Source organism: Kitasatospora sp. NPDC036934, from assembly GCF_055608425.1.
The window spans coordinates 174,920-200,266 of record NZ_JBVJQR010000004.1 but is presented as its reverse complement, the minus strand read 5'-3'; the positions used below and the strand labels follow the sequence as shown (position 1 = coordinate 200,266).

Below are 25,347 nucleotides of genomic sequence, written 5' to 3'. Positions count from 1 at the left end.
CCTCGGTCATGTGTCATCTGTGCTAAGGCCCCGCTACCCTCGGAGGCATGACGTTGCCGTTTGAAGAGGACTCCCGGCCCCCGTATATGCAGGCTGCCGCTGCCCTGCGCCAGGAGATCCTTGAAGGCCGGTTGGCCCCTGGGGACAAGCTCCCGACGGCGCGCGAGCTGCAAGAGAAGTACGGACTGGCCAGCTCGACCATCCAGAGCGCCCTGCGCGTGCTCAAGAACGAAGGGCTGATCTACTCGGTCCAGAGCCGGGGAAGTTACGTACGTCAGCGTGCTGGTGCAAAAGCCAAGCCCGCTAAGGAAGTTGTCAAGAAGACGCCGTTCATGACGGAAGTCATGGATGAGATCATGCACAACTTGGGATTCAGCCAGGAGTTCATCCACGCTGGGCGCCCGGAGCCCGCCTACCTCGTCCAGGGGCAGCCGCGCCTGAGGCCGGAGAGCCCCGTGGAGGCCGCTGAGGACAAGTCGGCCTCCGAGCAGCCGCCGGCCGAGCGGATCAAGGAACTGACCGAGGACGAGCTGACCCAGCAGGCGGTTGCCCTGATCGGCGAACTCCGACGCCTTGAGGAGATCTACCAGAAGGCCCAGGACACGGCCCGCCAGCTCACAGAGGAATTGCTGCACCGGCGGGAGGCTCGGGAACGTCAGGCCCAAGAACCGCACGCACCTCAATGAGGGCCCCCGCCACCGCCAGAACCTCCGCCATGCGCTCGCCGGACGAGTGGGAGAGCACCCCGTCCCGAGAAGTCGCCAGCCGCCCGCAGCAGCTCCAGGCGTGTTCGCGGTGGTGACGAAGATCGGCAGAGCGGTGCAGAGCCGGAGCTGTTACAAGTTTCTTTACTGGATCAAGGCGGCCCGCTGTCGCGGGCCGCGCGCTCCGGCCCGCCGGGGCCGCCGCCCGCTCCTGTCTCCGCCCCGCTCAGCGACGGCCCCGCCTGTCCGGGTGCGCAACACCAGCGAGAGCGGCCGTGGGCAACAAGTCTCTGCTTCAACCCTTGCCCTCCCTCCGAGGGACCAGGGGGCCGAGCGCCAGTGCGGCGCCGTCGTGGTGAATGGTTGCGGGTCGCGGGTCGTGCCCCTCGCCGGCCGGTCCCCGGAGGCGTACCAGGAACCCCCGGGGGCCGCCAAGGCCGAGCGCAAGCGTCACCTGGTGAGCCTTGGCGGCCCCCGGGGGTTCCTGGTCCGGCGGAGCTGCCCGACCGACGAGGGACCCGTCCCGCTCAGGCCCGCAGCCTGCCGGAGGCTCCGGCACCGCGTGTGGCGGTGGGTCACCGTCCCGGGTGGGTATCTGCCCAGAGAGCCCGGTCAGTTCGCCCACCAGGCGTACCGTGGCGCTGGAGGTGGTGAGCAGATGACGATGGAACTCGCGGACAACGTACGGAAGTACTGGCGCCGCGCCGGGATGAGCCAGGAGGAGCTTGCCCACGCGGCGGGCCTGTCCCCGGCGACCGTCCGGAAGGTTGAGCAAGGTGGAACGGTCCGCATGGAGACGCTTCACGCTCTGGCCCGCGCTCTTGGCATCCCCACGGCGGCACTCGTCGCGTCCGACGTGCCGGAGCCCGTGGGACGGGCGGAGGAGCCGAACCGGCTCAACCTCATCCAGCTTCGCGCCGCGCTCACCCCGGCAGTGGGGCTCGTGGACCAGGACGCCGAGGCCGTGGGTGAGGAACCGAACCTGCGTGCCTATGCTCGGACGGTTCGAGACGCGCGGGTGCTGTACTTCGCCGACAGCTACAAGAGCGTCGCCGCCCAACTGCCCGGCCTGTTGCGGGACGCCGCGCGGGCCGTTGCCCACTACGACAGCGGAGAAGAGCACCGGCAGGCCCTGCTCGCCCGCGCGGAGGCGTTGCGCCTGGCCGGCACGTATCTCACGCAGGTGAGGCAGTACGACATCGCCTACACGGCCCTGCGAGGCGCCATCACGGACGCGCGGGAGGGCGGGGACCTACTCGCGGCCGGTTCCGGAGTCGGTTGCATGTGATGGCTGCTGGTGCGGCAGGGCCGGTTGGAGGAGGCGGAGCGGATCGCCGCCCAGAGCATGGATGTGGTGGAGCCGAAGATCACCGGTGCCGAGCCCAACCACTACGCGGTGTGGGGCGGTCTGGCCATGGAGGCCGCAGCCGCGGCGGCACGCAACAACCGCCCGGACGAGGCCAAGGCGTACCGCAGGGCGGCGCGGGTGGCGGCAACCGCCGTCGGCACCGCGCACCGTAACGTCTCCCGGCACTGGTCCGTCTTCGGACCGGTGACCGCTGCCATCAAGGCACTCGAAGACTCCATGGTCGTCGGGGACGCCCGCACGGTGGTACGCAAGGCGGGCGAGGAGGTCGAGCTGTCGCCGAAGGCGTGGAAGCGACTGGGCAGGCCCAGCACGAACGACGGGAACCGCTTCACCCTGGACATGGCGCGCGCCCACACGCGAACCGGAGACCTGTCGGCGGCCATGGACGAGCTGACCCGCGCTCGGGAAGCCGCCCCCGAGTGGCTGAGGCACCAGAACTCGGCGGCCGAGACGATGCAGGAGATCCTGAGCAAGCGCAAGCGCACGCTGACCAGCGACATGCGCGAGATGGCCGGCTACCTGGGCGTGGTCGGATAGCTGCTACGTAGCGTGGCAGTTCGCGGACCTTGCGTTGCGATCTGCCCTGCTGGGTCCGTGGATTGACGGCAAGTCAGCTCGTTACGGTCGCTGTGTCCTGTTCCAGCGACTGAGGCCGGGGATCCACTGTGGGCATGCCGAGGAGCAACGTGGACCGTCTGCGTCGCAGGGGGTTGCACGAAGCGGCGTCGGGCATGGCGGGACCCCGCCTGCTGCCATGGACCACCGAGGACGGGCGCCCCTGCTATCTGAGCACCGACGGCGAGGGCTACATCTCGACGCTCGCCGACGGCATCGAAACCGTGCAGCTCGGCATGGGCCAGGAGCTGCTGGAGTACGCCCGGGGCATCCTGACCCCCGGAGCCAAGGCACAGTCGGCCGTCGAGTACCGCTGGCTCGCCTGTCGGCTGGCCGAGGCCCTGTCGGACGCGCTCAGGGTCGCCGAGTCGCGCGGAGAGCGCATCCCGGCACCGCCGCAGGAGGAAGTGGCCGAGGAGGGTGAACCTGCGAACGCCAGCCCTCTTGCCGGGCAGGGGGAAGACTGATGGGCAAGACCACCCGCTACCGCTTCCGCGAGTACCACGTGACCACCGTGACCGACCCCATGGCACTGCCGGCCTTCGAGGCGGTCTGCGTCACCGGCGACGAACAGGACTGCGCTGCCGCGTCCGGCGAGCTGCACACCCCCGAGGACCTGACGCGCTGGATCGCCGGACACTGCGCCCAGACCGGTCACCAGTCGTACGAGCAAACCACACGCACCATCGTCCGCGCCGAGCCCGGAGCCTGGCAGTAGGATCACGCGCGCGGCCGACAACAGCACGACTGGTCTACACCCCTGACGGCAGTAGAGACGGCAACAGCCACGGACTTCGGCGCACATCCACGGACACCGACGGACCGTCAAATCACCTTTGACCTGCGGAAAAGCAGGTGGAGAGGGGTCGCGTAGCACACGTACTATGTGCTGGCAGGCACCACGCCGGTCCTCGTTCACAATTCCAGGCCGTGCGATCCTCCTCTGAAGTCGCTGCACCCTGACAGTTCGCTCGATAAGAGTTCGCTGGACTTCTGGGGCAAGCAAGACACGGAAGATATCGTCTTTTCGTTGAGGCCAGGTGCGAAGGAGGCACTGAGGGTGAAGCCGGACGGGACGATCGCGAATGGAAACACGCGGATCAAGGTCCTGCGGGATCGCGGATACGATGTCAACTCCTTGCCTCGCGAGCCCTATGGCAGTCGACCAATGACGGACGAGGATTTCTGGAACATGGATCAATGAATATTCGAGATCGAGTGCTTGCGGTCCTGGAGCCGGAGTTCAAGGAAGTTTTCCTGCTGGCCCTGGGGCATCGGCTGGGGATATCGGCCCGCTTCATTTTCTCGGAGGGAAGTTCGGATGCGCTGCAACAAGCCCGAGCTTGCAATGAGATGATGATCGCTATTTGGTTGCAAGTGTGGGCTATGAAGGATGCCAAGGGGGGTGGCTACCCGGATACAGAATTCCTTCCGATCCTGCTTGAAAAGGCTGACGCCGGGAACGCGCGTCCACATCTTCGCAATGCAATTGAGAGTGCCTTGCTCTCGGTCAATGGAGATGGGGAATCGGGGTGGGGAGTGATAACCCCGTAACCTGCCCAGGTCGTGAGATCCAAGAACACTGAGGAGCCCCGCCGGAAGGACATTCCGGCGGGGCTTCTTGATCGTTTGACGTCAGTTGTTGACGTCAGTTGGCGGGGACCAAGGCCCCACTTCCAGGCGGATCGTCGTCATCGCCGCAGTTGCTGGCGGGAAGCAATACTCCAGCACACCAAATGCTGCTGGCCTTGCGCACGCCCTGTGACCGCTCGTATCCGGAGAGCAATGCTCAGGACTTGTGGATCGGTGCGGGGAGGGACGCGGAGGGCGTACCTTCCCGAATGATCCTGTGATGGTCACCGAGTAGGCCCGCGTTCGCAGCGCGGGTCGGGAAGGCACGCCCGTGCTCAGCGTAGTCACCGACGACGGCTCCACCCAGTCCGGCTCTCTGATCGACGAGATCGTCCGCGAGGGAGCCCGCCGCATGCTGGCCGCCGCGCTGGAAGCGGAAGTCAACCAGTACATATCCGAGTTGGCGGCCGAAACCGACGAGCGGGGGCATCGACTGGTGGTCCGCAACGGCCACCACCGGTCCAGGACCGTGGCCACCGCAGCCGGCCTGGTCGAGGTCACCGCGCCTCGCGTGAACGACCGCCGCATCGACGACGAGACCGGCGAGCGCAAGCGGTTCTCCTCGAAGATCCTCGCGCCGTGGTGCCGCAAGTCGCCGAAGGTCTCGGAGGTACTGCCGCTGCTCTACCTGCACGGACTGTCGTCCGGGGACTTCGTGCCCGCGTTGGAGCAGTTCCTCGGCAGCGCGGCCGGGCTGTCGCCGGCGACGGTGACCCGGCTGACGAAGCAGTGGCAGGACGACCACGCGGCATTCCAGGACCGGGACCTGTCCGACCGCGACTACGTCTACGTGTGGGCCGACGGGGTCCACCCCAAGGTCCGGCTCGGCCAGGCGCGCTCGTGTGTCCTGGTCCTGCTCGGGGTGCGCCTGGACGGCACCAAGGAGCTGATCGCCCTGGCGGAGGCTGCGGGAGTCGACCGAGTCGTGGGCCGATGTGCTGCGCGACTGCCGCCGCCGCGGCATGCGCGACCCCGAGCTTGTCGTCGGTGACGGAGCGATGGGTCTATGGAGGGCCCTCGGCGAGGTGTTCCCCGCTGCACGGCACCAACGCTATTGGGTGCACAAAGCCCGGAATGTCACGAACTGCCTGCCGAAGTCAGCGCAGCCGGGCGCGGTCAAGGCGATGCAGGAGATCTACAACGCCGAGGATCGCGCGCACGCAGATAGGGCGATCGAGGGGTTTGCCCGCACCTACGGCGCCAAGTGGCCCAAGGCCGTCGCGAGGATCACCGACGACGCCGAGGAACTGCTGGCGTTCTACGACTTTCCGGCCGAGCACTGGGTTCACCTGCGGACCACGAACCCGATCGAGTCGACGTTCTCCACGGTCAAGCTCCGCACCAAGGTGACCCGCGGCGCCGGCAGTCCGGCCGCGGCCCTCGCGATGGTGTTCAAGCTCGTCGAGTCCGCCCAGGCGCGATGGCGGGCGATCACCGGCGCCCACCTCGTCGCCCTCGTCCGTGCCGGTGCAGTGTTCACGAACGGGCAGCTCAGTGAGCGGGCGGGAGATGAGGCTGCATGAGCACACCTACCCCTTCGGCCGACGGCGGGCAGCAGTGGCCCACCGATAAGCTGAACGCGTTGCAGCTCGGCCAGCGCCTGGTAGCTGAGGTCCCAGCCCTGCGCCCCGATCGCCGGGCGTTCGTCGACGTCACACCAATCGCCTCGCCAGCCGACACCCAAGCCCGCCAGCAGAGTCGGAAGCGAGCCGATCGCGCTCGCGCATTCCGGCTACGGCACTGGGACTACGACGCCGACCGCATCCTCGGTTTCGACTACGACATCGGAGCCGTCCTGATCAACGACGCAACCGCCGCCGACGAACCGGAACTGACGGCCACCCTCGAGGCATGGCAACTGCGTCCCGACCAGTTCCACTACCCATGGCAAACCGACGACCCGAGATAACCGCGCCAGACAGAAGGCACGAACATCCATCCACAGATCTTGACGATTGCTCGTATCCGGATCAGGTGCCAGCCAGGCCACCGAGACGCGACAGTCGGGCTGCCGGCATGCTCGAACACGAAAACACCCCGCTCGGGAGTGCAGTAAGGGCCCGCCAGCAAGCTGACGGCCTCTCATGCAAGATCGAGGATAGAGCCGGGAACGGCTCACAGAACGTCCTCTGGCAGCCGAACGCGGGGCGGAGAGTCCGGTCAGCCGTAGAGCGGCTGGGCGACTGAGACAGTGACCCGGTCGCCGAAGCGGCCGCGCAGGTCTGCCTGGGCGCTGGCCAGATTTCCGCTGACGCCGACCTCCACCACGCCGCGGGTGAAGCTCGCCTCCGATCCGTCGCCCACCATGACGATGCTGTAGTCGCTCGTGTGCCCTATCAGTGCCGTGACCCGGTTGCGGGTGGCGGCCAGCTCGCTGATCGAGCGCGGCGCGTCGCGCAGGTCCACGCGCACGCCCAGACCCAGGTGGGCGAGGGCGGCTTCGAAGCCGCCACCGCCCGGCTTCCGGTAGACGATGACGCAACCGTCCGGAACGTCCACCATCAGGCCCGTGAAGACATCCTGGTAGGAGCCGCCGAGGTGTGAAACCGCATCCGCGGCCGTGTCCAGCTGCTGCTGATCCGGTCGGCCCGAGCTCGGCGGAGGGCTTGCGGCGACGGGGGACGCGGCAGCACTCGTCGGCACGGGAGCGGATGGCACGACATTTGTCTGTCCAGCGCAGGCTGCGCAAGCCAGCAGAGCGGTCAAGGCAAGGGTGACAGCGGTCAGGTGTATCTGCGTTGGGGTTCGGGGCATCGATCCAGCCTCACTTCATCGGCGACGGTTCGTGATCGTACGCGGGTGCGAAGCGGCTTGCGTAAAGCAGGCAGGCGTCCTGGGCCCAGATCCATCGATGGAGCGCCGTCTCCAGGCCTCTGGTATCCGGAGCGGATCGGACATCCAGGCGGGGCCAGGCGTTTCGACCCGTTACCGGCTGTGCGATCCGCCAACTGCCAGGACGTAGATGCGGGGGCGGTTGCCAGGCGATCCGCCGGTTCGGGCCCCCGTCCGGGACAGCACCCTGGTCTCTACCTCTTGAGCGCGGCGGCAGCAGGCCCTCCTGGAGCAATGCGCGTGTACTCGGCGCGGCGCGCTTCCAACTCCGAAGGCAGGAGTGGCTGTGACACCAGTCGGCGATTCTGCCCAGCCGGGTGCAGTCTCAGTTCTCTGGCAGGGCCGTTCAAGCCCCCATCAGAGGCCGCCCGTGCTGGCTGCTACTTGAGGCTTTCCGCAACGTGAATGAGTTCTTCAACTGAGAGCAACCCCGGGCCGCCAGTGGTGATACTGAAAGTGTAGGTCCCATCAGACCATGTCAGCGAACGGGGCCCAAGCGTAGGACTCGGTTGTGTGATGGATGCAGGGTTCTTGTTGACGCTGGTAGCCTGACCGGCTGGTAGTGCGCTACTCCGGAGGGTCTGGCTGATAATCAGGGACCATCCGGATTGAGGATCTGTTCCCAGCTGGTACCCGCTGGCCCAGGCAGGTACGTCAGTCGGGAGCGGGTCCAGACCGGGCAACTCGACCATCTTGGTTGCCGGATAGGGGTAGTAGTTTTCCGGTAGATAGGTGGGCCGGCGAAGGTTCCGCTCATCGAAGTGGACGACATGCCTGTTTGCGACTGCGTCGTCCAGCGCGCGGGCTCCGAGCGGCTTGTTCAGGTGGGTCGTGATTCGCCCGATCCCTCCGGGGTCGCAGAATCCCGGAGGGACTGTGTGCCGCAGGGCGACCCTCACCGCGCCGGAAGTCTCGTGGGCCACGAGCTCGGGTTTCTTCTCGCAACTCCAGCCGAGGTTGAGCGTCAGGGTCTGACCGTCGGCACTGACCAGCAGTTGGCTCGGTATGGGGCCGTCGTGGACTTTGGTCTCTGGGGCTCGGTTCATCCATGCGTTGATCGCGAAGCCGCCACCGAGAACGGCCACAGCAGCCACGGCGGTCAAGCGATTCCGTCGTCTGCGCTTGGACATCTGACGGGCGGCACTTTGCTTAACACCTTGCTCCACGGGCCCTCCACGGCGTTCACGGCCATGCTTGCGGCAGGGCCCGTGCGAAGTCAAACGAGACGGGACGCGGCGCCTACCAACCTCCCCGGCAAATCGTCTAAATCTGTGACGACTCCCTTGCCGGGAGATGGTAAACCCTTGACCGTTATGCGCGAAAACACGCGAAAAGGCGCTTCTGGGGCGTTTATTCGTGTGCGGCAAGTGTCTGCTCGGAGCTACCATGCGAGGTGCGCGATCACTCAAAAGGGCTGATTGCATCTCATCTGGGGGGGAATTGAGTGACTCAAAAAAGCAACTCTGGCCGGAAGTGGATAATTTTGGCCACTGCGCTACTGGCATCGGTGGCTGCAATTGCGCCAGCTATCGCTGTATCGGGGGATGACGCCCCCACTTCAGCGCCGACTCGGCCGGGCTCTACGTCCAATAAGAAGCTGCCAGCTGGCGGTACCACTGCAGCTGCACTGGCAGAGGTCGCCAAGCCGGAAACCCTCAAACTCATGAAGAAGCAGGAGGTGCTGGACAAGGTCGTCGACCGGATCGTCGGAGGGCTAGAGGAGCATGCCCGGGATCGGATCCCAGGATTTTCCGAGGTAGAGGTCGACCCGGGGGCCAACCGCATCACCTTGCATTGGAAGGGGGAGCTACCGGACATGGTTCGCGGTGTGCTCCAAACCCTTCCGGAGGGCGTGAGCGTGCAGGTCCTGCCTGCCAAGTACTCCAAGGCGGAGCTGCACGCAGCCCGTGAGAAGCTGCTGTCGAACGGCAAGCCAATCCCCCTTGCGGCGAAGAGGGCAAGCCACATCAGCAGCATCGGGCCGTCACTTGACGGAAGTGGCCTTGACCTCGGCTATGAGACGGACGACGAGCGGGTGCCTGGGGCGCTTCTTGCGCCACCTTCTACCGAAGAGCTGACGCCGCAGGTGGAGGCCATCGCGTCGGCCGTTGCCGGTGTGGAAGTCCACGCTCGCCACCAAAAGACGGTTGTGGACCTGTCGCGAGGCGCAGACTCCGAGCCGTGGTACGGCGGTGCTGGTGTACAGACTCCCGGTGGGACGATCTGCTCCACTGGCTTCGGGGTCTACAGTCCCTCGGCTAATTACAAGAACTTCGTCACGACTGCCTGGCATTGCGGGGCAGGCTCGTACAACACTTGGTACAGCCGCCAGTACATGGGCTACGCCAATGAGGGCGACGGAAACGCGGCCGATGACACGATCGGTATCGTTCCGAAAAACGACCAGCACTCGGGCGGGTACGTCTATACCCTCGCATGGAACGAACCCAGCGATTATGCCCTGCAGGTCTCCGGATCCGGCGGCAACAATGTTGGCGACTATGTCTGCCAGTCCGCCGCCAACTCGGGGGCGCACTGCAATATTCGCGTCGCCCAAGTGGATCGACAGATCACGGGGCCCAACGGCGTCCAGCGTAAGTTCGCTGACGAGGCCGTGCAGACGGACCCTAACAACATCGCCGCCGCCAACGGAGACAGCGGTGGACCTGTCTTCGTGACAAGTGACAACGGAACCAAGATCCAGGCCCGCGGGACCATCACCTCTCTTGAGTCGGAGCAGGACTGCGCTGGCCGGCAGACCGCTGACGGTGGATATCGTGCGCCGTGGTGCTTTCACGGGATGTGGTACGTCCCGATTTCCCAGACGCTCGCCGACATGGGGTGGGTCCTGAGGACAAGCAACCCGTAAAGATAAGCCGCTCTTGGAGCGGTACTCCCGATACCGCAAACTCTTTGGTGACGGGCTGAAGCGGCATGGTGTGGCGGCGAGACCTGGGCTGCCACACCATGCCGCGGTGCGGGACTTGGAGCGCGGGTCCCCGTGTCCGTCCCGGCTTTGAGGCTCGTGACCCCGCGCCGGGCCCGGACCGGGGTGGGCTGGCGTGACCTGCCAGAGCGGTTCGGCCCCTGGGCACTGCTCGTCCGGGTCGTCCCGCCGATCGGCAGGGGCCGGGGGGACTGTGTCGATCAGCCCGCGAGGCGAGGCCGATCGGCCCGCAAACGCGCAGCTCAGCGCAGCCGAACGTCAGTGTCACGTTCCCATAACGTTCCCATGCGGGTGAACTTCGGCGCGTAATCACCGTCATCCGGCGGCCTCTCGCCTACAGTTCTCGCAGACGATTTCGGCATTTTCGCAGGTCAGTGACCTGCATCGCCGGACTGTCCATCAGATCATCGGTGGGGCGGGTGGGACTCGAACCCACGACCAAGGGATTATGAGTCCCCTGCTCTAACCGGCTGAGCTACCGCCCCGGTTCGCCGCGCACGCCGGTCGTCGACCCACGGCAGCAGCAGACGGCCCCGCGAGGCCGTCCCGGGCAGCATAGCCGGTCGATCACCCGTGGTGCGCGCCGGGGGCGCAGCCGGGTGCGCGAGGGCGTGCGCCGCCCCGGGCAGCGGAGCCCGGGTGGCGGCGGCGGGCCCCGGCAGGGCAGCCTGGGCTGATGACGAAGCGTGGGACGGCGGCGGTGGGGGCACTGGTGCTGGCGCTCGCGGCGGCGGGGTGCACCACCGCGGCACGGCCCGGCAGTGTCGCCCCGACGGTCACCTCCGCACCGCCCACCAACACCACCGCGAACGCCCACGGCTGGAACAGGCAGCGCCTCAAGGGGGCGATCGGCAGGCACACCGGGGTGACCCGCACCGCCAAGCCCACCGTGCTGAACGGCCTGGTCGGCGCGGTGTTCACGCGCAACGCGGACGGCGACCACTTCTGCACCGCCAGCGTGGTGGACAGCGCCGGCCTCAATCTGATCGTCACCGCCGCGCACTGCGTCTGGGACCCGAAGATCGGCCAGCGCAGCGACCTGGTCTTCGTCCCCGGCTACCGCAACGGCGACACCCCGAGCGGCGTCTGGCCTCTGCTGTCCGTCACCGTGGACGACGACTGGAAGGACCACGCCGACCCTGACATGGACGTCGCCTTCGCCGTCGTCCAGGCGCAGAACGGGCAACAGGTCCAACAGGTGCTCGGCGCCAACGAACTGGGCGTCAACCGCGGCTACCGGGTCCCGGTGCGGGTCACCGGCTACCCGGGCAGCAGCGACGTGCCGATCACCTGCTCCAACACCACCTCCGAGCAGAGCGCCACCCAGCTGCGGATCGACTGCCCCGACTACACCGGCGGCACCAGCGGCAGCCCCTGGGTCACCGACTTCGACCCGGCCACTCGCACCGGCACCGTGGTCGGCGTGATCGGCGGCTACCAGGAGGGCGGGAACAGCCCGGACACCTCGTACAGCAGCTACTTCGGCGACCGGGTCCAGGCGCTCTACGACCGGGCCACCGGCTGAGCGGGCCGGGAGCGGGCCCGGAATCGAACACCCGGCATTGGCACCATCGGGCACGGCCTGGTAGATCTTCCTCTCGAACGGCGGAACGCACGGCCCTGATGCCCGCCCCGAGGAAACGAGACGGAGCCCCGATGGCCCCCGGCCCGGTACCGCCCGCGCGCACGGCCGGAGCGACCGCACTGGCCGCCCTGCTGCTGGCCGCCGGCACCGCGTGCGGCGGTGGGCCGGGCAAGCCGCCGAGCGCCGAGATCGCCCAGCAGAGCGCGGCCCGCGACCGGATCGGCACCCTGTCCATCCACAACGCCCAGGGGCCCCGCTCCTGCACCGCGAGCGTGGTGCGCAGCCCCGGGCGCAACCTGCTGGTCACCGCAGCGCACTGCGTGCAGAACCAGCGGGTCGGGCTGCTGGACGGCCTGGTGTTCACCCCCGGTTATCGCAACGGGTACTCCCCGTACGGGACTTGGCAGGTGGAGTCGATCACCGTCGACCCGCGCTGGGCCTCCGACGACGACCCGGACTACGACGTGGCCTTCGTCACTCTCCGCCCGGCCGACGGCCGGCAGGTCGAGGACGCGGTCGGCGGCAACCCGCTCGGCACCGGCAAGGGCGTCGGGCTGGCGGTCTCGGTGACCGGCTACCCCAACCAGAGCGACGAGCCGATCACCTGCTCGGTCCGGACCAGCGCGCAGAGCGCCACCCAGGAGCGCTTCGACTGCGGCGGCTACACCGACGGCACCAGTGGCAGCCCGTGGGTGACCGGCGACGGCACGGTGGTCGGCGTGATCGGCGGCTACCAGGAGGGCGGGGACACCCCGGGCACCTCGTACAGCGTCGCCTTCGACCAGCGGGTCGCCGACCTCTACCGGCGGGCGACCACCTGACCGCGGCCCCGGCCGGGGAGCGGAGTGACGCACCCGACACCGGCGCGGGCAACACGAAGGCCCCCCGGTCGTCCGAGGGGCCTTCGCTCTGAGCAGTCACCGGGCGGACCCGGTGCAGCTCCCCCAATTGGACTCGAACCAATAACCTGCCGATTAACAGTCGGCTGCTCTGCCAATTGAGCTATGGGGGATCGCTGTGCTGAACTTCCTTACCTGACACGGGAGTCGGGCTCCTGGGAGCACTCCTTCCGAGCTCCCCCAATTGGACTCGAACCAATAACCTGCCGATTAACAGTCGGCTGCTCTGCCAATTGAGCTATGGGGGATCGGCTTCCGCTCCGGCTCCCGTTCCCCGGGCTCCTCGGCGCTCGCTGCGGGACATACATTAGCGCACTCGGGGGGGTGGTCCGCCAATCGCTTTCCCCCGGCCGCCCCGGACCGCCGGTCCGGCGTGCCCCGCGCGCGCCCCCGGCGGCGCCCGGGGATGCTGGGGAGCGCGGGACGGTTCACCGTCCCGCGCAACGGGTAGGGCAATCCGGCAGAAGGCCGCCAGGAGAGGGTGGGTCCGATCATGTGGAAGCTGTCGTTGGCCGTGGGATTCGCGGCCGGCTACGTCCTCGGCTCGCGGGCCGGGCGTCAGCGCTACGAACAGATCGCCAAGGTCACCCGGCAGATCGCCCAGAACCCCACCGTGCAGGGGGCGACGGACCGGGCGCGGCAGCAGGCCGGCGCGGTGGCCGGGAAGGCGGCCGGCGCCGTCGCGGACCGGGTCGGCGACCGGCTGCCGAACGCGGTCACCGACCGGGTGCCGTACTTCAGCCGCTCCCGCGCGGAGGACGACGGCTGGGGCACCGTCCGGCCGTGACCGGACGGTAGCGTCCGGGGCCCGTCCGCGGGCGGGCCCCGGGCAAAGGGGGTCCCAACGCGCGGTCCCGAACCGGCAACGTCTCACCCGGCCCGGACGCGTCCCGGGCCGGGCTGAGGCATGATCTCGACATGGCCATCGTCGCGGGGATAGACAGCTCGACCAACCGCACCCGGATCGTCGCGTGCGACGCGGACACCGGCGCCGTCCTCCGCTCCGGCAAGGCTCCGCATCCCGTCCCCGAGGACCAGGACCTGCGCCCCGGCGAGGCCGACCCGCAGGTCTGGCTGCACTCGCTCGGCGACGCCGCGGCCGGCGGCCTGCTGGAGAGCGTCCGGGCGATCGGCGTCAGCGCGCAGCAGCACGGCATGATCGGCCTGGACGCCGGCGGGGTACTGGTCCGGCCCGCGATCCTGTGGCACGACCCGCGCGCCAGCGGCGCCGCCGCCAAGCTGCTGGACGCCCTCGGCGGCCCGGCCGCCTGGACCGCCGCGATCGGCTCGGTGCCCGGCCCGACGTACACCATCGCCAAGCTGCGCTGGCTGGCCGAGTTCGAACCGGCCAACGCCCGCCGGGTCGCCGAGGTGCTGCTGCCGCACGACTGGCTGGTCTGGCAGCTGCTCGGCCACCCCAAGCGCCGCACCACCGACCGCGGCGACGCCTCCGGCACCGGCTACTGGTCCCCGATCACCGGCGAGTACCGGCAGGACCTGGTCGAGCTGGCGCTCGGCCACGAACTGCGGCTGCCGGACGTGCTCGGCCCCGCCGAACCCGCCGGACACACCCCCGAGGGCCTGCTGATCTCGGCCGGCACCGGCGACAACATGGCCGCGGCCCTGGGCCTGGGCCTCGGCCCGGGTGACGCGGTGGTCTCGCTCGGCAGCGCCGGGACGATCTTCGCCGTCCACGACGAGGCCGTGGTGGACGCCACCGGGCTGGTCTCCTCCTTCGCCGACGCCGGCGGCCGCCACCTGCCGATGGTCGCCACCCTCAACGCCGCCCAGGTGCTGCGCGCCACCGCCGCCATGCTGGGCCGGGACCTGGAAGGGCTGAGCGACCTCGCCCAGCACTCCTCCCCCGGCGCCTACGGCCTGGTGCTGCTCCCCTACCTGGACGGCGAGCGCACCCCCGCACTGCCGCACGCCGCCGGCACCCTGACCGGCCTGCGGGCCGAGGCGATGACCCCGCAGCACATGGCCCGGGCCGCCGTCGAGGGCATGCTGTGCAACATCGCCGACGCACTGGACGTGCTGCGTGCCCGGGGCGTGGCGATCAAGCGGGTGTTCCTGCTCGGCGCGGCCGGCCGGCTGCCCGTGGTGCGGCACGTCGCCCCGATGCTGTTCGGCGTCCCGGTCGTGGTGCCGCCGCCGGGCGCGCACGCCGCCCGTGGCGCCGCCCGGCAGGCCGCCTGGGCGCTGGCGGGCACCCCCGAGCCGCCGGAGTGGACACTGCCGGACGCCGAGACCATCGCGCCCGAGGACGAGCAGGACCTGGCGATCGGCTCGGCGGTGCGCCAGCAGTACCGGGCCGCCCGGGACCAGATCCACCCGGAGGTCGCCTCGTCGTAGGCGGCGTGGGCCCCTCCGCGGGAGGCGGGACGGGATTGGCCGGAGTACGCCGACGAAGATGCGTCGCCCCGCCCCCGATGGCAGCGTGGGTCGGGACACGGCCACCGAGACGAAAGGGCGGCAGGATCCCATGGCCCTGCACAAGGGGACCGGCGGCGACCGCCGGCTGAGCGTCAGTCCGTTCGTCGGCATCACCGATCCGCTGGGCGCGATGGAGCTGGCCCCTCCGGTGCACCGGCTCGGCGAGGGCCCGGTGGCGGCCGACACCGCGTACCAGCTGGTCCACGACGAGCTGATGCTGGACGGCAGCGCCAAGCTCAACCTGGCGACCTTCGTCACCACCTCGATGGAGGTGCAGGCCACCCGGCTGATGACCGAGTGCCTGGACAAGAACATGATCGACAAGGACGAGTACCCGCAGACCGCCGAGCTGGAACGGCGCTGCGTGGCCATCCTCGCCGACCTCTGGCACGCCCCCGACCCGGACAGCACGGTCGGCTGCTCCACCACCGGCTCCAGCGAGGCCTGCATGCTGGCCGGCATGGCGCTCAAGCGCCGCTGGATGCGCCGCAACCCCGAGCGCTACGCGTCCGGGGCCCGGCCCAACCTGGTGATGGGCATCAACGTTCAGGTGTGCTGGGAGAAGTTCTGCAACTTCTGGGAGATCGAGGCCCGCACCGCGCCGATGGAGGGCGAGCGCTTCCACCTCGGCCCCGAGCAGGCGGTCGCCCTGTGCGACGAGAACACCATCGGCGTGGTCGGCATCCTCGGCTCGACCTTCGACGGGTCGTACGAGCCGATCGCGGAGATCTGCGCGGCCCTGGACGAACTCCAGCAGCGCACCGGCCTGGACGTCCCGGTACACGTGGACGCCGCCTCCGGCGGCATGGTGGCGCCGTTCCTCGACCCGGAGCTGGTCTGGGACTTCCGGCTCCCCCGGGTGCAGTCGATCAACACCTCCGGCCACAAGTACGGCCTGGTCTACCCGGGTGTCGGCTGGGCGCTGTGGCGGGACAAGGAGGCGCTGCCCGAGGAACTGGTCTTCCGGGTCAACTACCTGGGCGGCGAGATGCCGACGTTCGCGCTCAACTTCTCCCGGCCCGGCGCGCAGGTCGCGGCGCAGTACTACGTCTTCCTGCGACTCGGCCGGGATGGCTTCCGGGCCGTCCAGGGGGCCTGCCGGGAGGTCGCCACCTACCTGGCCGGGGAGATCGGGAAACTGGGCTGCTTCCGGCTGCTGACCGGCGGGGACCAAGTCCCGGTGTTCGCCTTCACCACCACCGAGGACGTGAACTTCGACGTGTTCGACGTCTCGCGGCGACTGCGCGAGCGCGGCTGGCAGGTGCCCGCCTACAGCTTCCCCGCGGACCGGGAGGACCTGTCCGTGATCCGGATCGTCTGCCGCAACGGCTTCTCCCGGGACCTGGCCGACCTGCTGCTGGCCGACCTCAACCGGCTGCTGCCGGAGCTGCGGCGCCAGCCCGTCCCGCTCCGGGAACTGGGGATGCCGATCCGCGAGGGCTTCCACCACTAGGGCGTGGCCCGCCCGCCACGCGGGCGCCACGGGCCGGAAACGCCGCAGCGGGAGGGCACTGGGAAGCGCCCTCCCGCCGGGTGGTCCCGGGTCGGTCGGGGCAGCCTCCCCCCGCGAGGCTGCCCCGACCGGTGGGGGTCCGGGACTCCGTGTCGAGCCTGACCCGGCCGACCGGCCGGTGCCCGAACGAAACGGCCGGGGCGGTGGAAACGCACCGGCGAGGAGAACTCTGCACGACGAACACATGACTGTTCGAGGGTTCCGAGGTGTTGTGAGACACTTCCGTCCGTCTCAACGCCATGACCTGGAGTTTGGGACACCAGGCCGCTGAGGTTGGAGAAGAGGAGACGCCGGACGACCAGGCGCGCGCCTCTCGCACCGCCCACCGTTGTCCCGCCCTGGGACTGTCCCGTCCTGCGACTCATGGAGGGCCGCATTGGCTTCCGCATGGAAGGACCTGCCCGAGGAACTGTCCGAGCCCGCCCGGCTGCTGGCCGAGGAGCTCCGGACGATCAAGGACGCGGCCGGACTCTCGCTGTCCGAGCTGGCCACCCGGACCCACTACAGCCGGGCCTCCTGGGAGCGCTGGCTGAACGGCAAGCGGGTGGTGACCGCGCAGGCGCTGGAGGCGCTGATCGGGGCGGTGGACTGCGACCCGGCCGCGCTGCGCCGACTGTGGCGGCGGGCGACGGAGCCCGCTGCCGGGGAGGCCGCGGCCGAGGAAACCGCCGAGGAGGCTGCTGAGGAGCCTGTCCAGGCCCCGGCTCACGCCCCCGTTCAGGCCCCTGTCCCGGCCTCTGCCCCAGAGCTCTCCGACGACCGGCCGGCGGCCGAGGAGCCGGACCAGCTGGTGGCCGGGCCGGCGAGCGAGCTGCCCGCGGACCAGGAGCCGGCGCCGACCGCCGGGCAGCCCGCCGCCGAACCCGCCGCCTGGTGGCGGCGCCCGGCGGCGCTGGTCTCCGGCGCGGCCGTGCTGGCGCTGCTGCTGGTGCTGGTCGGCCTGCGGGTCAGCCGGCACGACGACCAGGCCTCGGCCGCCGACGGGCCGGCTCCGACCGCCTCGTCCACCGCCAAGCCCACCCCGTCGGCCCCGTCCGACCCGTCCGACCCCGCCTGCCGGGCCCTCGGCTGCGCCCACAAGGACCCCAAGACCACCGGCTGCGGCAAGGACGCCCGCACCCTGCAGACCCAGGTGGTCGGCAAGGTCGTCGTCTACCTCCGGTACAGCCGGACCTGCCAGGCCGCCTGGGCGGCGATCACCGAGGGCGAGCCCAAGGACTACGCGGTGATCACCGACAGCACCGGGGACAGCGAGACCGCGATGATCCACTGGGGCTACGACAACTACTCGCAGATGCTGAACGCGGCGGACCCGTCGATCGGCTTCCAGGTCTGCGGCTTCCGACCGGCCGGGCACGACTGCACCACGACCGTCGCCGCCCTGGCCTCGGTGGTGGACTCCACCCCGATCCCGATCGGCCCCGCCTCGCCGCCCCCGGGCACCGGGGCTGCGGCGACGCCGACGCCGGGCGACTCGGCCCCGGCCGGCCCGGCGCAGCCACCGGCGACCGGCCGGGCGTCGCCGAGCCCGTCCGCGCCCTGAGGTCAGAGGTCCGAGGCCTGACGTCTGAGCTTCGAGGTCCGAGTCCTGACCGGCTAGTCGAGGTAGCCGCGCAGTTGCTCGGCATAGGCGTGGTCGCGGAGCTTGACCAGGGTCTTGGACTCGATCTGGCGGATCCGCTCCCGGGTCACGCCGAACACCGCGCCGATCTCCTCCAGCGTGCGCGGACGCCCGTCGTCCAGCCCGTAGCGGAGCTGGACCACCTGGCGCTCCCGCTCGCCGAGGGTCGACAGCACCGCGTCCAGGTGCTGGCGCAGCAGCAGGAAGGCCGCGGACTCGGCGGGTGAGGCCGCGTCGGCGTCCTCGATCAGGTCGCCGAGCGCGACGTCGTCCTGCTCGCCGACCGGGGTGTGCAGCGAGATCGGCTCCTGGGCCAGCCGGAGGAGTTCGCGCACCCGCACCTCGGTGAGCTCCAGGGCGGTGGCGATGTCGGCCGCGGTCGGCTCCACTCCGCGCTGCTGGAGCAGGGTGCGCTGCACCCGGACCACCCGGTTGATCAGCTCCACCACGTGCACCGGCACCCGGATCGTGCGGGCCTGGTCGGCCAAGGCCCGGCTCATCGCCTGCCTGATCCACCAGGTCGCGTAGGTGGAGAACTTGAAGCCGCGGGCGTAGTCGAACTTCTCCACGGCCCGGATCAGGCCGAGGTTGCCCTCCTGGACGAGGTCCAGCAGGGTCAGTCCGCGGCCGACGTAGCGCTTGGCGACGGACACCACCAGGCGCAGGTTGGCCTCGATCAGGCGGCGCTTGGCGATCCGGCCGGCGACCACCAGGGAGTCCAGCTCGCGGGCCAGCGGGTCCGGCGGCGGGGGGTCGCCGTCCAGCCGCTCCTCGGCGAACAGGCCGACCTCGATCCGGCGGGCCAGTTCGACCTCCTCGGCGGCGGTGAGGAGTCGGATCCGGCCGATTTCGCGCAGGTACTGGCGCAGCAGATCGGGGGCGGGGGCGGCCCCCTCGGCGCGCTCGGGCGGATCGTCCTCGGGATCCGGCTCGGCCTGCGCCTCCGGGTCCGGCCCGTCCGGGTCCGGACCCGGGTCCGGGTCCGGGTCCGGGTCCGGGTCCGGGTCCGGGCTGTCGGGGTGGCCCTCCGGCAGTTCCCGGGCGGGCGTCAGCTCGCCGACCGGGGACGCGGCCCCGGCCCGGCCGTGGTCCGTCTCCTGCTCCCCGTCCGGTGTCCGGGCGGGCTGGGCTCGTCTGGTGGCGGTGGTCGCTGCGGCAAGGCCTCGGTCCACGGGCATCCCTCGGGGCGGGCGCGACTCTGGCGGACCCGCGCTGTACGGAGGTGGGACGCCCTCCAGTGTGGGGTACGCCACGCTCCGTGGCCGAGACTCGTGCGCCGACTTTCTGCACGGAACTCGCCGGGCTTCCCGGCAGGCTCCTCGCCCGGCTCCCGTGCGGGGCCTACAGAGCCGCGGCGCCCTGACTGCGGAGCTGCTGCCCGTACTGCTGGAGCTGCCACAGTTCGGTCTGCACCGCGTGCAGCTGCTCGGCGTCCGCCCGGTGGCCCAGCCGCTGGAGGTAGCCGCGGACCTCGGCGATCCGGCGGTCGACGGCCAGCAGGCGCAGCTTGACCAGGAACTCGCCCGCGTAGATCGCGTCGGCCTTGCGCAGCGAGCGCACCGGTTCGACGGTCAGCTCGGTCACCAGCGAACGCACCTGGTCGTCCGGGGACGCCTCGCGCACCGCGCTGGTGAAGTCGGACACGGTCGCCCCGAACGCGGCGCCGCCGGCCTTGGCGATGGCCTGTCGAACGGCGGCGTACGGCGGGGTCGGGAACTCGTCCTCGCCGTAGTGGTCGAAGGCCGGGCTGACCAGGTCCGGGTGCTGGAGCGCCAGCTTGAGCAGCTCGCGCTCGACGAACTGGGCCGGGTCGCGCGGGTTGAGCCGGAAGGCCGGCTGGGCGGGGCGCGGCGCCGCGACCGGCTGCTCGGTGCGCCGCTGCTGACCGTTGGCGCGGGGGTTCTGCTGCCGCTCCCGCTCCCAGCGGGCCAGCTGGGAGATCCGGCGGACCACGAACTGCTCGTCGCCGGGGTTCACCCCGACCATGCCGGCCAGGCGGATCGCGTAGCCGTGCCGGATCGACGGGTCCTTGATCTTGGCGACGATCAGGGCCGCCTCCTCCAACGCGGCGGCCTGCCCCTCGGGCGTCTCGACCCGGTGCTTGGCCACCGCCGTGTGCAGCGCGAACTCGAACAGCGGGACGGGGTTGTCGATCAGCTGCCGGACCGCGTCGTCACCCTGGGCCAGGCGCAGCTCGCAGGGGTCCATGCCGCCGGGGCTGACCGCTATGGAGGTCTTGGCGGCGAACTTCTGGTCGTCCTCGAAGGCCCGCAGCGCGGCCTTCTGGCCGGCCGCGTCGCCGTCGAAGGTGAAGACCGTCTCGCCGCGGTACTGCGAGGTGTCCATCAGCAGCCGGCGGATGATCTTGATGTGGTCCTCGGCGAAGGCGGTGCCGCAGGTCGCCACCGCCGAGGTGACCCCGGCCAGGTGGCAGGCCATCACGTCGGTGTAGCCCTCGACCACCACCGCCCGGCCCGACTTGGCGATCTCCTTCTTCGCCAGGTCGATGCCGTACAGCACGTGGGACTTCTTGTAGATCGGCGTCTCGGGGGTGTTCAGGTACTTCGGGCCGTTGTCGTCCTCACGCAGCCGACGGGCGCCGAAGCCGATCACCTCGCCCGCGATGTCCCGGATCGGCCACACCAGCCGGCCCCGGAAACGGTCGATCAGCCCGCCGCGCTGGCCCTGCGAGGCCAGACCGCCCTGGAGGATCTCCTTGTCGGTGAAGCCCTTGCCGCGCAGGTAGCGGACCAGGTGCTCCCACCCGGCGGGGGCGTAGCCGACGCCGAAGGTCCTGGCCGCCTCCTCGTCGAAGCCGCGCTCGGCCAGGAAGCGGCGGCCGATCTCCGCCTCCGGCGAGGCCAGCTGCTCCTGGTACCAGGCGGCGGCCACCTTGTGCGCCTCGACCAGCCGGGTGCGCTCGCCCTGCTGGTGGCGGGGGCTGTAGCCGCCCTCCTCGTAGCGCAGGGTGATGCCGGCCTGGGCGGCCATCCGCTCGACGGCCTCGGCGAAGGTGAAGTGCTCGATCTTCATCAGGAAGGCGATGGTGTCGCCGTTCTCCTGGCAGCCGAAGCAGTGGAAGACGCCCTTGGCGGGATTGACGTAGAAGGAGGCGGACTTCTCGTCGTGGAAGGGGCAGACGCCCTTGTACTCGCCGCCGCCACCGTTGGTCAGCTGTACGTAGTCGCCGACCACCGCGTCGATCGGCAGTGCGCTGCGCACCGCCTGTACGTCTTCGTCCCTGATCCGCCCGGCCACCCCGGAAGTCTACTGGGGCGGCCGGGGTTTCGAGCCGGGGTTCCCCTCCGCGGGCGTCACGTCCAGGAGGCGCCGACGAGTTTGGCGTGCAGGGCCAGGGCCGAGGCGTCCGTGAGGGTGGCGATCTGGTCGATGACGGTGCGCAGGGCCGCGCGGTCGTCCTCGGCCTCGTGGTACATCGCGGCGAAGACCGGGTCCAGCCCCTCGGGGGCACGCTGGTTCAGTACGTACGCCAGCTCGGCGATCACGATCCGCTGCCGGGCCCGCAGCTGGGCCTGCTCGTCGCGCATCATCACGTAGAGGACGGCGACCGCCTTGAGCACCGCGACCTCCAGCCGGACGTCCCGCGGCACCACCAGCTCGGCGGTGTAGCGGGTGAGCCGGCCGGGCCCGTAGCGGGCCCGGGTGGCCTGCTCGGCGGCCAGGCAGAAGCGGCCGATCAGCTGGCTGGTGAAGTCCTTGAGCCCGGCCCGGGCGCGCGCGGTGCCGTCGTAGCCCCGCGGCCAGAAGTCCTGGGCGAGCAGCCGGTCCAGCGCGGCGGCGAGCTCCTCCGGCTCGGCGTCCCGGGCGTAGCGCTCGGCGACCTTGAACAGGTCGGCGCGCTCGCCGGGCGCGCGCAGGGCGGCCGGGTCGATGTGGCCGGCCTGGAGGCCGTCCTCGACGTCGTGGGTGGAGTAGGCGACGTCGTCGGACCAGTCCATGACGGTGGCCTCGAAGCACTTGCGCCCGGCCGGGGAGCCGGCCCGCAGCCAGCGGAAGACCGGCAGGTCGTCGGCGTAGACGCCGTACTTGGGCGAGGCCGGGTCGGTGGGGTGGGCGCCCCTGGTCCACGGGTACTTGGTAGCGGCGTCCAGGGCGGCCCGGGTCAGGTTGAGGCCGACGCTGCGACCGGGCCAGGGGGCGAGCCGGGCGGCGGGCTGGTCCTCCGGGGGCGCGAAGCGCTTGGGTTCGAGCCGGGTGAGGATGCGCAGCGACTGGGCGTTGCCCTCGAAGCCGCCGCAGTCCTCGGCGGCCTGGTCGAGCGCCTCCTCGCCGGTGTGGCCGAAGGGCGGGTGGCCGATGTCGTGGGCCAGGCAGCCGGCCTCCACGAGGTCCGGGTCGCAGCCGAGGGCGGCGCCGAGCTCCCGCCCGACCTGGGCGCATTCGAGCGAGTGGGTGAGCCGGGTGCGCGGGAAGTCGCTGCGCATGGGCGCGACCACCTGGGTGGTGCCGGCCAGGCGGCGCAACGCCGCGGAGTGCAGCACCCGGGCGCGGTCGCGCTGGAAGGCGGTGCGGCCGGGGCGCTTGTCCGGTTCGGGGACCCAGCGGGCCTCGGCGGCGTGGTCGTACGGGATCGGGGCGGCGAGGCGGTGCGTGGTGTCGTCCATATGCCCCTCACGGTACGCCGGGCCTCCGACACGCGGGGTGTGCCGCGCACGAAGTGGTGTGGACCGGGGCGTGAACCGTGGGAGGCGCGCCGGTGTCGGCCCCGACGATTCGACCGGACCCGAACGGTCCAGCCCCCGGGCGGCCCGTGTAGGTGCCCGGGGCCCACGAAGGTGACCCGTGAGCCGGCGGAGGTGCCCGGGGGCCCGCGAGGTGCCTGTGCCGCCGGGAGGCCACGGAGGCGGGTCAGCCCCGGACGGCCTTCAGCACGGCGGCGGCCACCCCCTCCTCCCCCTTCGCGTTGGGGTGGATCGGAGTGAGCCCGTGGGCCGGGAACGGCGGCTCGATCCAGCGGGCGTCCTCCCCCGCGCACATGTCGTGCCCGGCCGAGGGCCCGGCGGTGTCCACGAACACGGCCCCGGCGGCCTCCGCGCGCTGCTTGAGCATCCCGTTGAGCTGCTGCTCCTTCTCGGCGAGGAAGCGCAGGTCCGCCGTCGCGATCGTGGTGCCCAGCACCGGCACGCAGCCGGCCGGGTCGGCCGGGAGCAGCGACGGGTAGCCGATCACGTACACCCGGGCCTGCGGGGAGCGGCGGCCGATCTCCCGCAGGGTCTCGGCGACCTTCTCGCCGGCCGCGTCCACCTTGGCCCGCACCTCGTCGGTGCCGCCGGAGGCGTAGTGGTCCCGGCAGGGCGCGGCCGAGCCGTCCTCGCCGACCAGGTCCTTCACCGCGTCCGCCAGGGTGTCCTTGGCGCACTGGGTGACGACCTGCATGAAGCCGGCGTCGTTGCCGCCGATACCCAGGGTGACCAGCCGGGTGGCCGGGGTCAGGGCGTCCAGTTGGGCCGGGTTGGCGCCGTCGTCGGTCTTCTGCGCGGCCTTCAGGTCGCCGGTGCGGGCGCCGCTGCAGCTGACGTCCCGGAACCGCCCGGGCTCCAGGGCGAGCGCCTTCGCCAGCAGGGAGGGGTAGTTGACCCCGGAGCGGGCGCAGCCGCCCGGCTCGCCGACCTGCGGGGCGATCCGGGGCCCGGCGGTGTACGAGTCGCCGAGCGCCACGTACGGGCCGCTCGGCGGCGGGGTCGGGGTCGGCGCCGGGGGCAGGGTCGGGCTCGCGGCGGCCGGGGCGCGGCCGGGTACCGCGCCCGCGAAGCCGCGGTCCGTGGCGACCGGGCCGTCCGAACCGCCCCCGCCGCTGCATCCGGTCAGTCCCGCCAGCAGCAAGGCGGCGAGCCCGGCCGTCGCAACGGCCGTCGGGCGTGTGGTCCTCGGCATGGCATCCCCCCGGGGGTCCGGATCACGGGCAGCTCCGTACGCGGCGGCCCGTCCCCCGGGCACCGCAGACTGCAACGTACGGGCGGCGCCGATGACTCCCGGCGCGAACCACTCCATCCGCTCCGCGCCCTGCTACTCCACGCCTGCTACTCCGTGCCGTGCTATTCCGCTCCGTGCCGTGCTACTCCGCGTCGCGCTCGTGCTCGGCCAGGAACTGCTCGAAGCGCCGCCCCAGCTCGTCCGCCGACGGCAGGTCGACCGGCTCGGCCAGCAGGCTCTCCCGGCCATCGGCGCCCGCCACCGCGTCGTACTGGCCCTCCATGCCGCGGATCGCCGAGCGCAACTCGCCGTCCCCCTGGGCCAACTGCTCCTCGATGTCGGCGTACACCTCGCCCATCCGCTCGCGCAGCCTGGTGCCGGGCAGCACCAGGCCGGTGGCCGACTGCACCGCCTCCAGGATCAGCACGGCTGCCGCGGGGTAGGCCGAACGGGCCACGTAGTGGGGGACGTGCACCGCGAAGCCCAGCACGTCGTGCCCGGCCTCGGCCAGCCGGTACTCCAGCAGCGCCTGGGCGCTGCCCGGGACCTGCGCCTGCTCGAACCACTGCGGGTAGCCCGGCGCGAGGTCCAGCCGGTTGCCGTGCGGCGTCAGGCCGACCGGGCGGGTGTGCGGCACGCCCATCGGGATGCCGTGGAAGTCCAGGCTGAGCCGGACCTCGAAGCGCTCGACCAGCTCGCGGACGGCGCGCGCGAACCGCTCCCACTCCACGTCCGGCTCCGGGCCGGTGAGCAGCAGGAACGGGGCGCCGGCCGCGTCCCGGACCAGCTGGAGCAGGATCTCCGGCGGGTCGTAGGACGACCAGTGGTCGTGGTCGAAGACCATCGCGGGGCGGCGGGCCCGGTAGTCGACCAGGCGGTCGTGGTCGAAGCGGGCCACCACCTGGGGCGAGCCCGTCTCCAGCAGGTGGGCCACCACCTGGCCGCCGGCCTCGCCGGCGTCCATGAAGCCCTCGAAGTGCTGGAGCAGCACCAGGCCGGCGCCGGTGTCACGCAGCTCCGCGTTGGCCGCGGCCAACGCGGCCACGCCCCGCTCATCCAGCTCGTACAGCGCCTGGAAGTCTCGCACCGCGCACCCAACCCCGTTCTCTGCTCGTCCCGACCCGACCGGCCTCTCGTCCTCTCCAGCGTGCCGGGCCGCGCCGGAATTCCCGTTCCGGCCGACCGCCCGTCCGGCGACCCGCCCGGGGACGCGGCCGGAGACCGTCGTCGACCGCTCCGGACCATGATCGCATCCGAGGG

At 70.7% G+C, this 25,347-nt stretch carries 22 protein-coding genes, 3 tRNA genes and 1 pseudogene; 16 read left to right on the top strand and 10 right to left on the bottom strand.

Annotated elements, in window-relative coordinates; translation table 11 throughout:
• Positions 1–47: 47 nt before the first annotated feature.
• From ACZ7BZ_RS08325 to ACZ7BZ_RS08285, 9 genes and pseudogenes are all read left to right on the top strand, one after another.
• Positions 48–686, top strand: a complete 639-nt coding sequence (locus ACZ7BZ_RS08325) for a GntR family transcriptional regulator (RefSeq protein WP_470357676.1) — start codon at positions 48–50, stop codon at positions 684–686.
• A gap of 676 nt (positions 687–1,362) precedes the next feature.
• Positions 1,363–1,992: a helix-turn-helix domain-containing protein gene (locus ACZ7BZ_RS08320; protein WP_470357675.1), complete on the top strand. Its 630-nt coding sequence runs from the start codon at positions 1,363–1,365 to the stop codon at positions 1,990–1,992.
• Between the two features lie 24 nt (positions 1,993–2,016).
• Positions 2,017–2,610, top strand: a complete 594-nt coding sequence (locus ACZ7BZ_RS08315) for a hypothetical protein (protein ID WP_470357674.1) — start codon at positions 2,017–2,019, stop codon at positions 2,608–2,610.
• A 158-nt stretch (positions 2,611–2,768) separates the two neighbouring features.
• The gene (locus tag ACZ7BZ_RS08310; protein ID WP_470357799.1) at positions 2,769–3,155 is read left to right on the top strand and encodes a hypothetical protein; all 387 of its coding nucleotides are present in this window, start codon (positions 2,769–2,771) and stop codon (positions 3,153–3,155) included.
• Positions 3,155–3,406 carry a DUF7848 domain-containing protein gene (locus ACZ7BZ_RS08305; protein ID WP_470357673.1) on the top strand — a complete coding sequence of 84 codons (252 nt, stop codon included), beginning with the start codon at positions 3,155–3,157 and terminating at the stop codon, positions 3,404–3,406. Before ACZ7BZ_RS08310 ends, ACZ7BZ_RS08305 begins: the two co-directional genes overlap by 1 nt.
• Positions 3,407–3,574: 168 nt before the next feature.
• A complete protein-coding gene (locus ACZ7BZ_RS08300) occupies positions 3,575–3,892 on the top strand; it encodes a hypothetical protein (protein WP_470357672.1) in 318 nt (105 codons plus the stop codon).
• Complete coding sequence (locus tag ACZ7BZ_RS08295; protein ID WP_470357671.1) at positions 3,889–4,242, top strand: hypothetical protein; 354 nt, start codon at positions 3,889–3,891, stop codon at positions 4,240–4,242. The genes ACZ7BZ_RS08300 and ACZ7BZ_RS08295 overlap by 4 nt, the downstream gene beginning before the upstream one ends.
• A gap of 349 nt (positions 4,243–4,591) precedes the next feature.
• Positions 4,592–5,843: pseudogene (locus ACZ7BZ_RS08290) on the top strand (IS256 family transposase).
• Positions 5,840–6,229, top strand: coding sequence for a hypothetical protein (locus ACZ7BZ_RS08285; protein WP_470357670.1), 390 nt, complete (start codon positions 5,840–5,842; stop codon positions 6,227–6,229). The pseudogene ACZ7BZ_RS08290 and the gene ACZ7BZ_RS08285 overlap by 4 nt, the downstream one beginning before the upstream one ends.
• Before the next feature lie 251 nt (positions 6,230–6,480).
• On the opposite strand, the gene ACZ7BZ_RS08280 is transcribed toward ACZ7BZ_RS08285, so the two are convergent.
• Entirely contained in the window at positions 6,481–6,822 is a 342-nt protein-coding gene (locus ACZ7BZ_RS08280; protein ID WP_470357669.1) for a hypothetical protein, read from the bottom strand.
• Between the two features lie 710 nt (positions 6,823–7,532).
• Entirely contained in the window at positions 7,533–8,318 is a 786-nt protein-coding gene (locus tag ACZ7BZ_RS08275; RefSeq protein WP_470357668.1) for a hypothetical protein, read from the bottom strand.
• 497 nt (positions 8,319–8,815) lie between these two features.
• Between ACZ7BZ_RS08275 and ACZ7BZ_RS08270 the strand changes: the two genes are divergently transcribed.
• Positions 8,816–10,021: a trypsin-like serine protease gene (locus tag ACZ7BZ_RS08270; protein WP_470357667.1), complete on the top strand. Its 1,206-nt coding sequence runs from the start codon at positions 8,816–8,818 to the stop codon at positions 10,019–10,021.
• Between the two features lie 489 nt (positions 10,022–10,510).
• Here ACZ7BZ_RS08270 and ACZ7BZ_RS08265 read toward each other — a convergent pair.
• Positions 10,511–10,584 (bottom strand) — tRNA-Ile (locus ACZ7BZ_RS08265).
• 191 nt (positions 10,585–10,775) lie between these two features.
• On the opposite strand from ACZ7BZ_RS08265, the gene ACZ7BZ_RS08260 reads away from it, so the two are divergent.
• Together ACZ7BZ_RS08260 and ACZ7BZ_RS08255 are read left to right on the top strand one after the other, a co-directional pair.
• Positions 10,776–11,624: a trypsin-like serine peptidase gene (locus ACZ7BZ_RS08260; RefSeq protein WP_470357666.1), complete on the top strand. Its 849-nt coding sequence runs from the start codon at positions 10,776–10,778 to the stop codon at positions 11,622–11,624.
• 131 nt (positions 11,625–11,755) lie between these two features.
• Positions 11,756–12,505: a trypsin-like serine peptidase gene (locus ACZ7BZ_RS08255; RefSeq protein ID WP_470357665.1), complete on the top strand. Its 750-nt coding sequence runs from the start codon at positions 11,756–11,758 to the stop codon at positions 12,503–12,505.
• A 118-nt stretch (positions 12,506–12,623) separates the two neighbouring features.
• Here the strand turns inward: ACZ7BZ_RS08255 and ACZ7BZ_RS08250 are convergent.
• A tRNA-Asn gene (locus ACZ7BZ_RS08250) sits at positions 12,624–12,696 on the bottom strand.
• A 62-nt stretch (positions 12,697–12,758) separates the two neighbouring features.
• Positions 12,759–12,831: transfer RNA gene (locus ACZ7BZ_RS08245), tRNA-Asn, on the bottom strand.
• A gap of 245 nt (positions 12,832–13,076) precedes the next feature.
• Here ACZ7BZ_RS08245 and ACZ7BZ_RS08240 point away from each other — a divergent pair.
• From ACZ7BZ_RS08240 to ACZ7BZ_RS08225, 4 genes are all read left to right on the top strand, one after another.
• Positions 13,077–13,370: a hypothetical protein gene (locus tag ACZ7BZ_RS08240; protein ID WP_350511030.1), complete on the top strand. Its 294-nt coding sequence runs from the start codon at positions 13,077–13,079 to the stop codon at positions 13,368–13,370.
• 131 nt (positions 13,371–13,501) lie between these two features.
• Positions 13,502–14,938, top strand: coding sequence for an FGGY family carbohydrate kinase (locus ACZ7BZ_RS08235; RefSeq protein ID WP_470357664.1), 1,437 nt, complete (start codon positions 13,502–13,504; stop codon positions 14,936–14,938).
• A 130-nt stretch (positions 14,939–15,068) separates the two neighbouring features.
• Positions 15,069–16,472 (top strand): glutamate decarboxylase, encoded by a 1,404-nt coding sequence (locus tag ACZ7BZ_RS08230; protein WP_470357663.1) that lies wholly within the window; start codon positions 15,069–15,071, stop codon positions 16,470–16,472.
• A 436-nt stretch (positions 16,473–16,908) separates the two neighbouring features.
• The gene (locus tag ACZ7BZ_RS08225; protein WP_470357662.1) at positions 16,909–18,075 is read left to right on the top strand and encodes a helix-turn-helix domain-containing protein; all 1,167 of its coding nucleotides are present in this window, start codon (positions 16,909–16,911) and stop codon (positions 18,073–18,075) included.
• A gap of 53 nt (positions 18,076–18,128) precedes the next feature.
• Here the strand turns inward: ACZ7BZ_RS08225 and ACZ7BZ_RS08220 are convergent, their stop codons facing one another.
• From ACZ7BZ_RS08220 to ACZ7BZ_RS08200, 5 genes are all read right to left on the bottom strand, one after another.
• A complete protein-coding gene (locus ACZ7BZ_RS08220; protein ID WP_470357661.1) occupies positions 18,129–19,331 on the bottom strand; it encodes an RNA polymerase sigma factor in 1,203 nt (400 codons plus the stop codon).
• 163 nt (positions 19,332–19,494) lie between these two features.
• Positions 19,495–21,411: a DNA primase gene (dnaG, locus tag ACZ7BZ_RS08215; RefSeq protein ID WP_470357660.1), complete on the bottom strand. Its 1,917-nt coding sequence runs from the start codon at positions 21,409–21,411 to the stop codon at positions 19,495–19,497.
• Between the two features lie 56 nt (positions 21,412–21,467).
• Positions 21,468–22,778, bottom strand: coding sequence for a deoxyguanosinetriphosphate triphosphohydrolase (locus ACZ7BZ_RS08210; protein ID WP_470357659.1), 1,311 nt, complete (start codon positions 22,776–22,778; stop codon positions 21,468–21,470).
• Positions 22,779–23,022: 244 nt separating this feature from the next.
• The gene (locus ACZ7BZ_RS08205) at positions 23,023–24,048 is read right to left on the bottom strand and encodes an SGNH/GDSL hydrolase family protein (protein ID WP_470357658.1); all 1,026 of its coding nucleotides are present in this window, start codon (positions 24,046–24,048) and stop codon (positions 23,023–23,025) included.
• A 181-nt stretch (positions 24,049–24,229) separates the two neighbouring features.
• Positions 24,230–25,174, bottom strand: coding sequence for a PAC2 family protein (locus ACZ7BZ_RS08200; protein ID WP_470357657.1), 945 nt, complete (start codon positions 25,172–25,174; stop codon positions 24,230–24,232).
• Between the last annotated feature and the right edge of the window lie 173 nt (positions 25,175–25,347).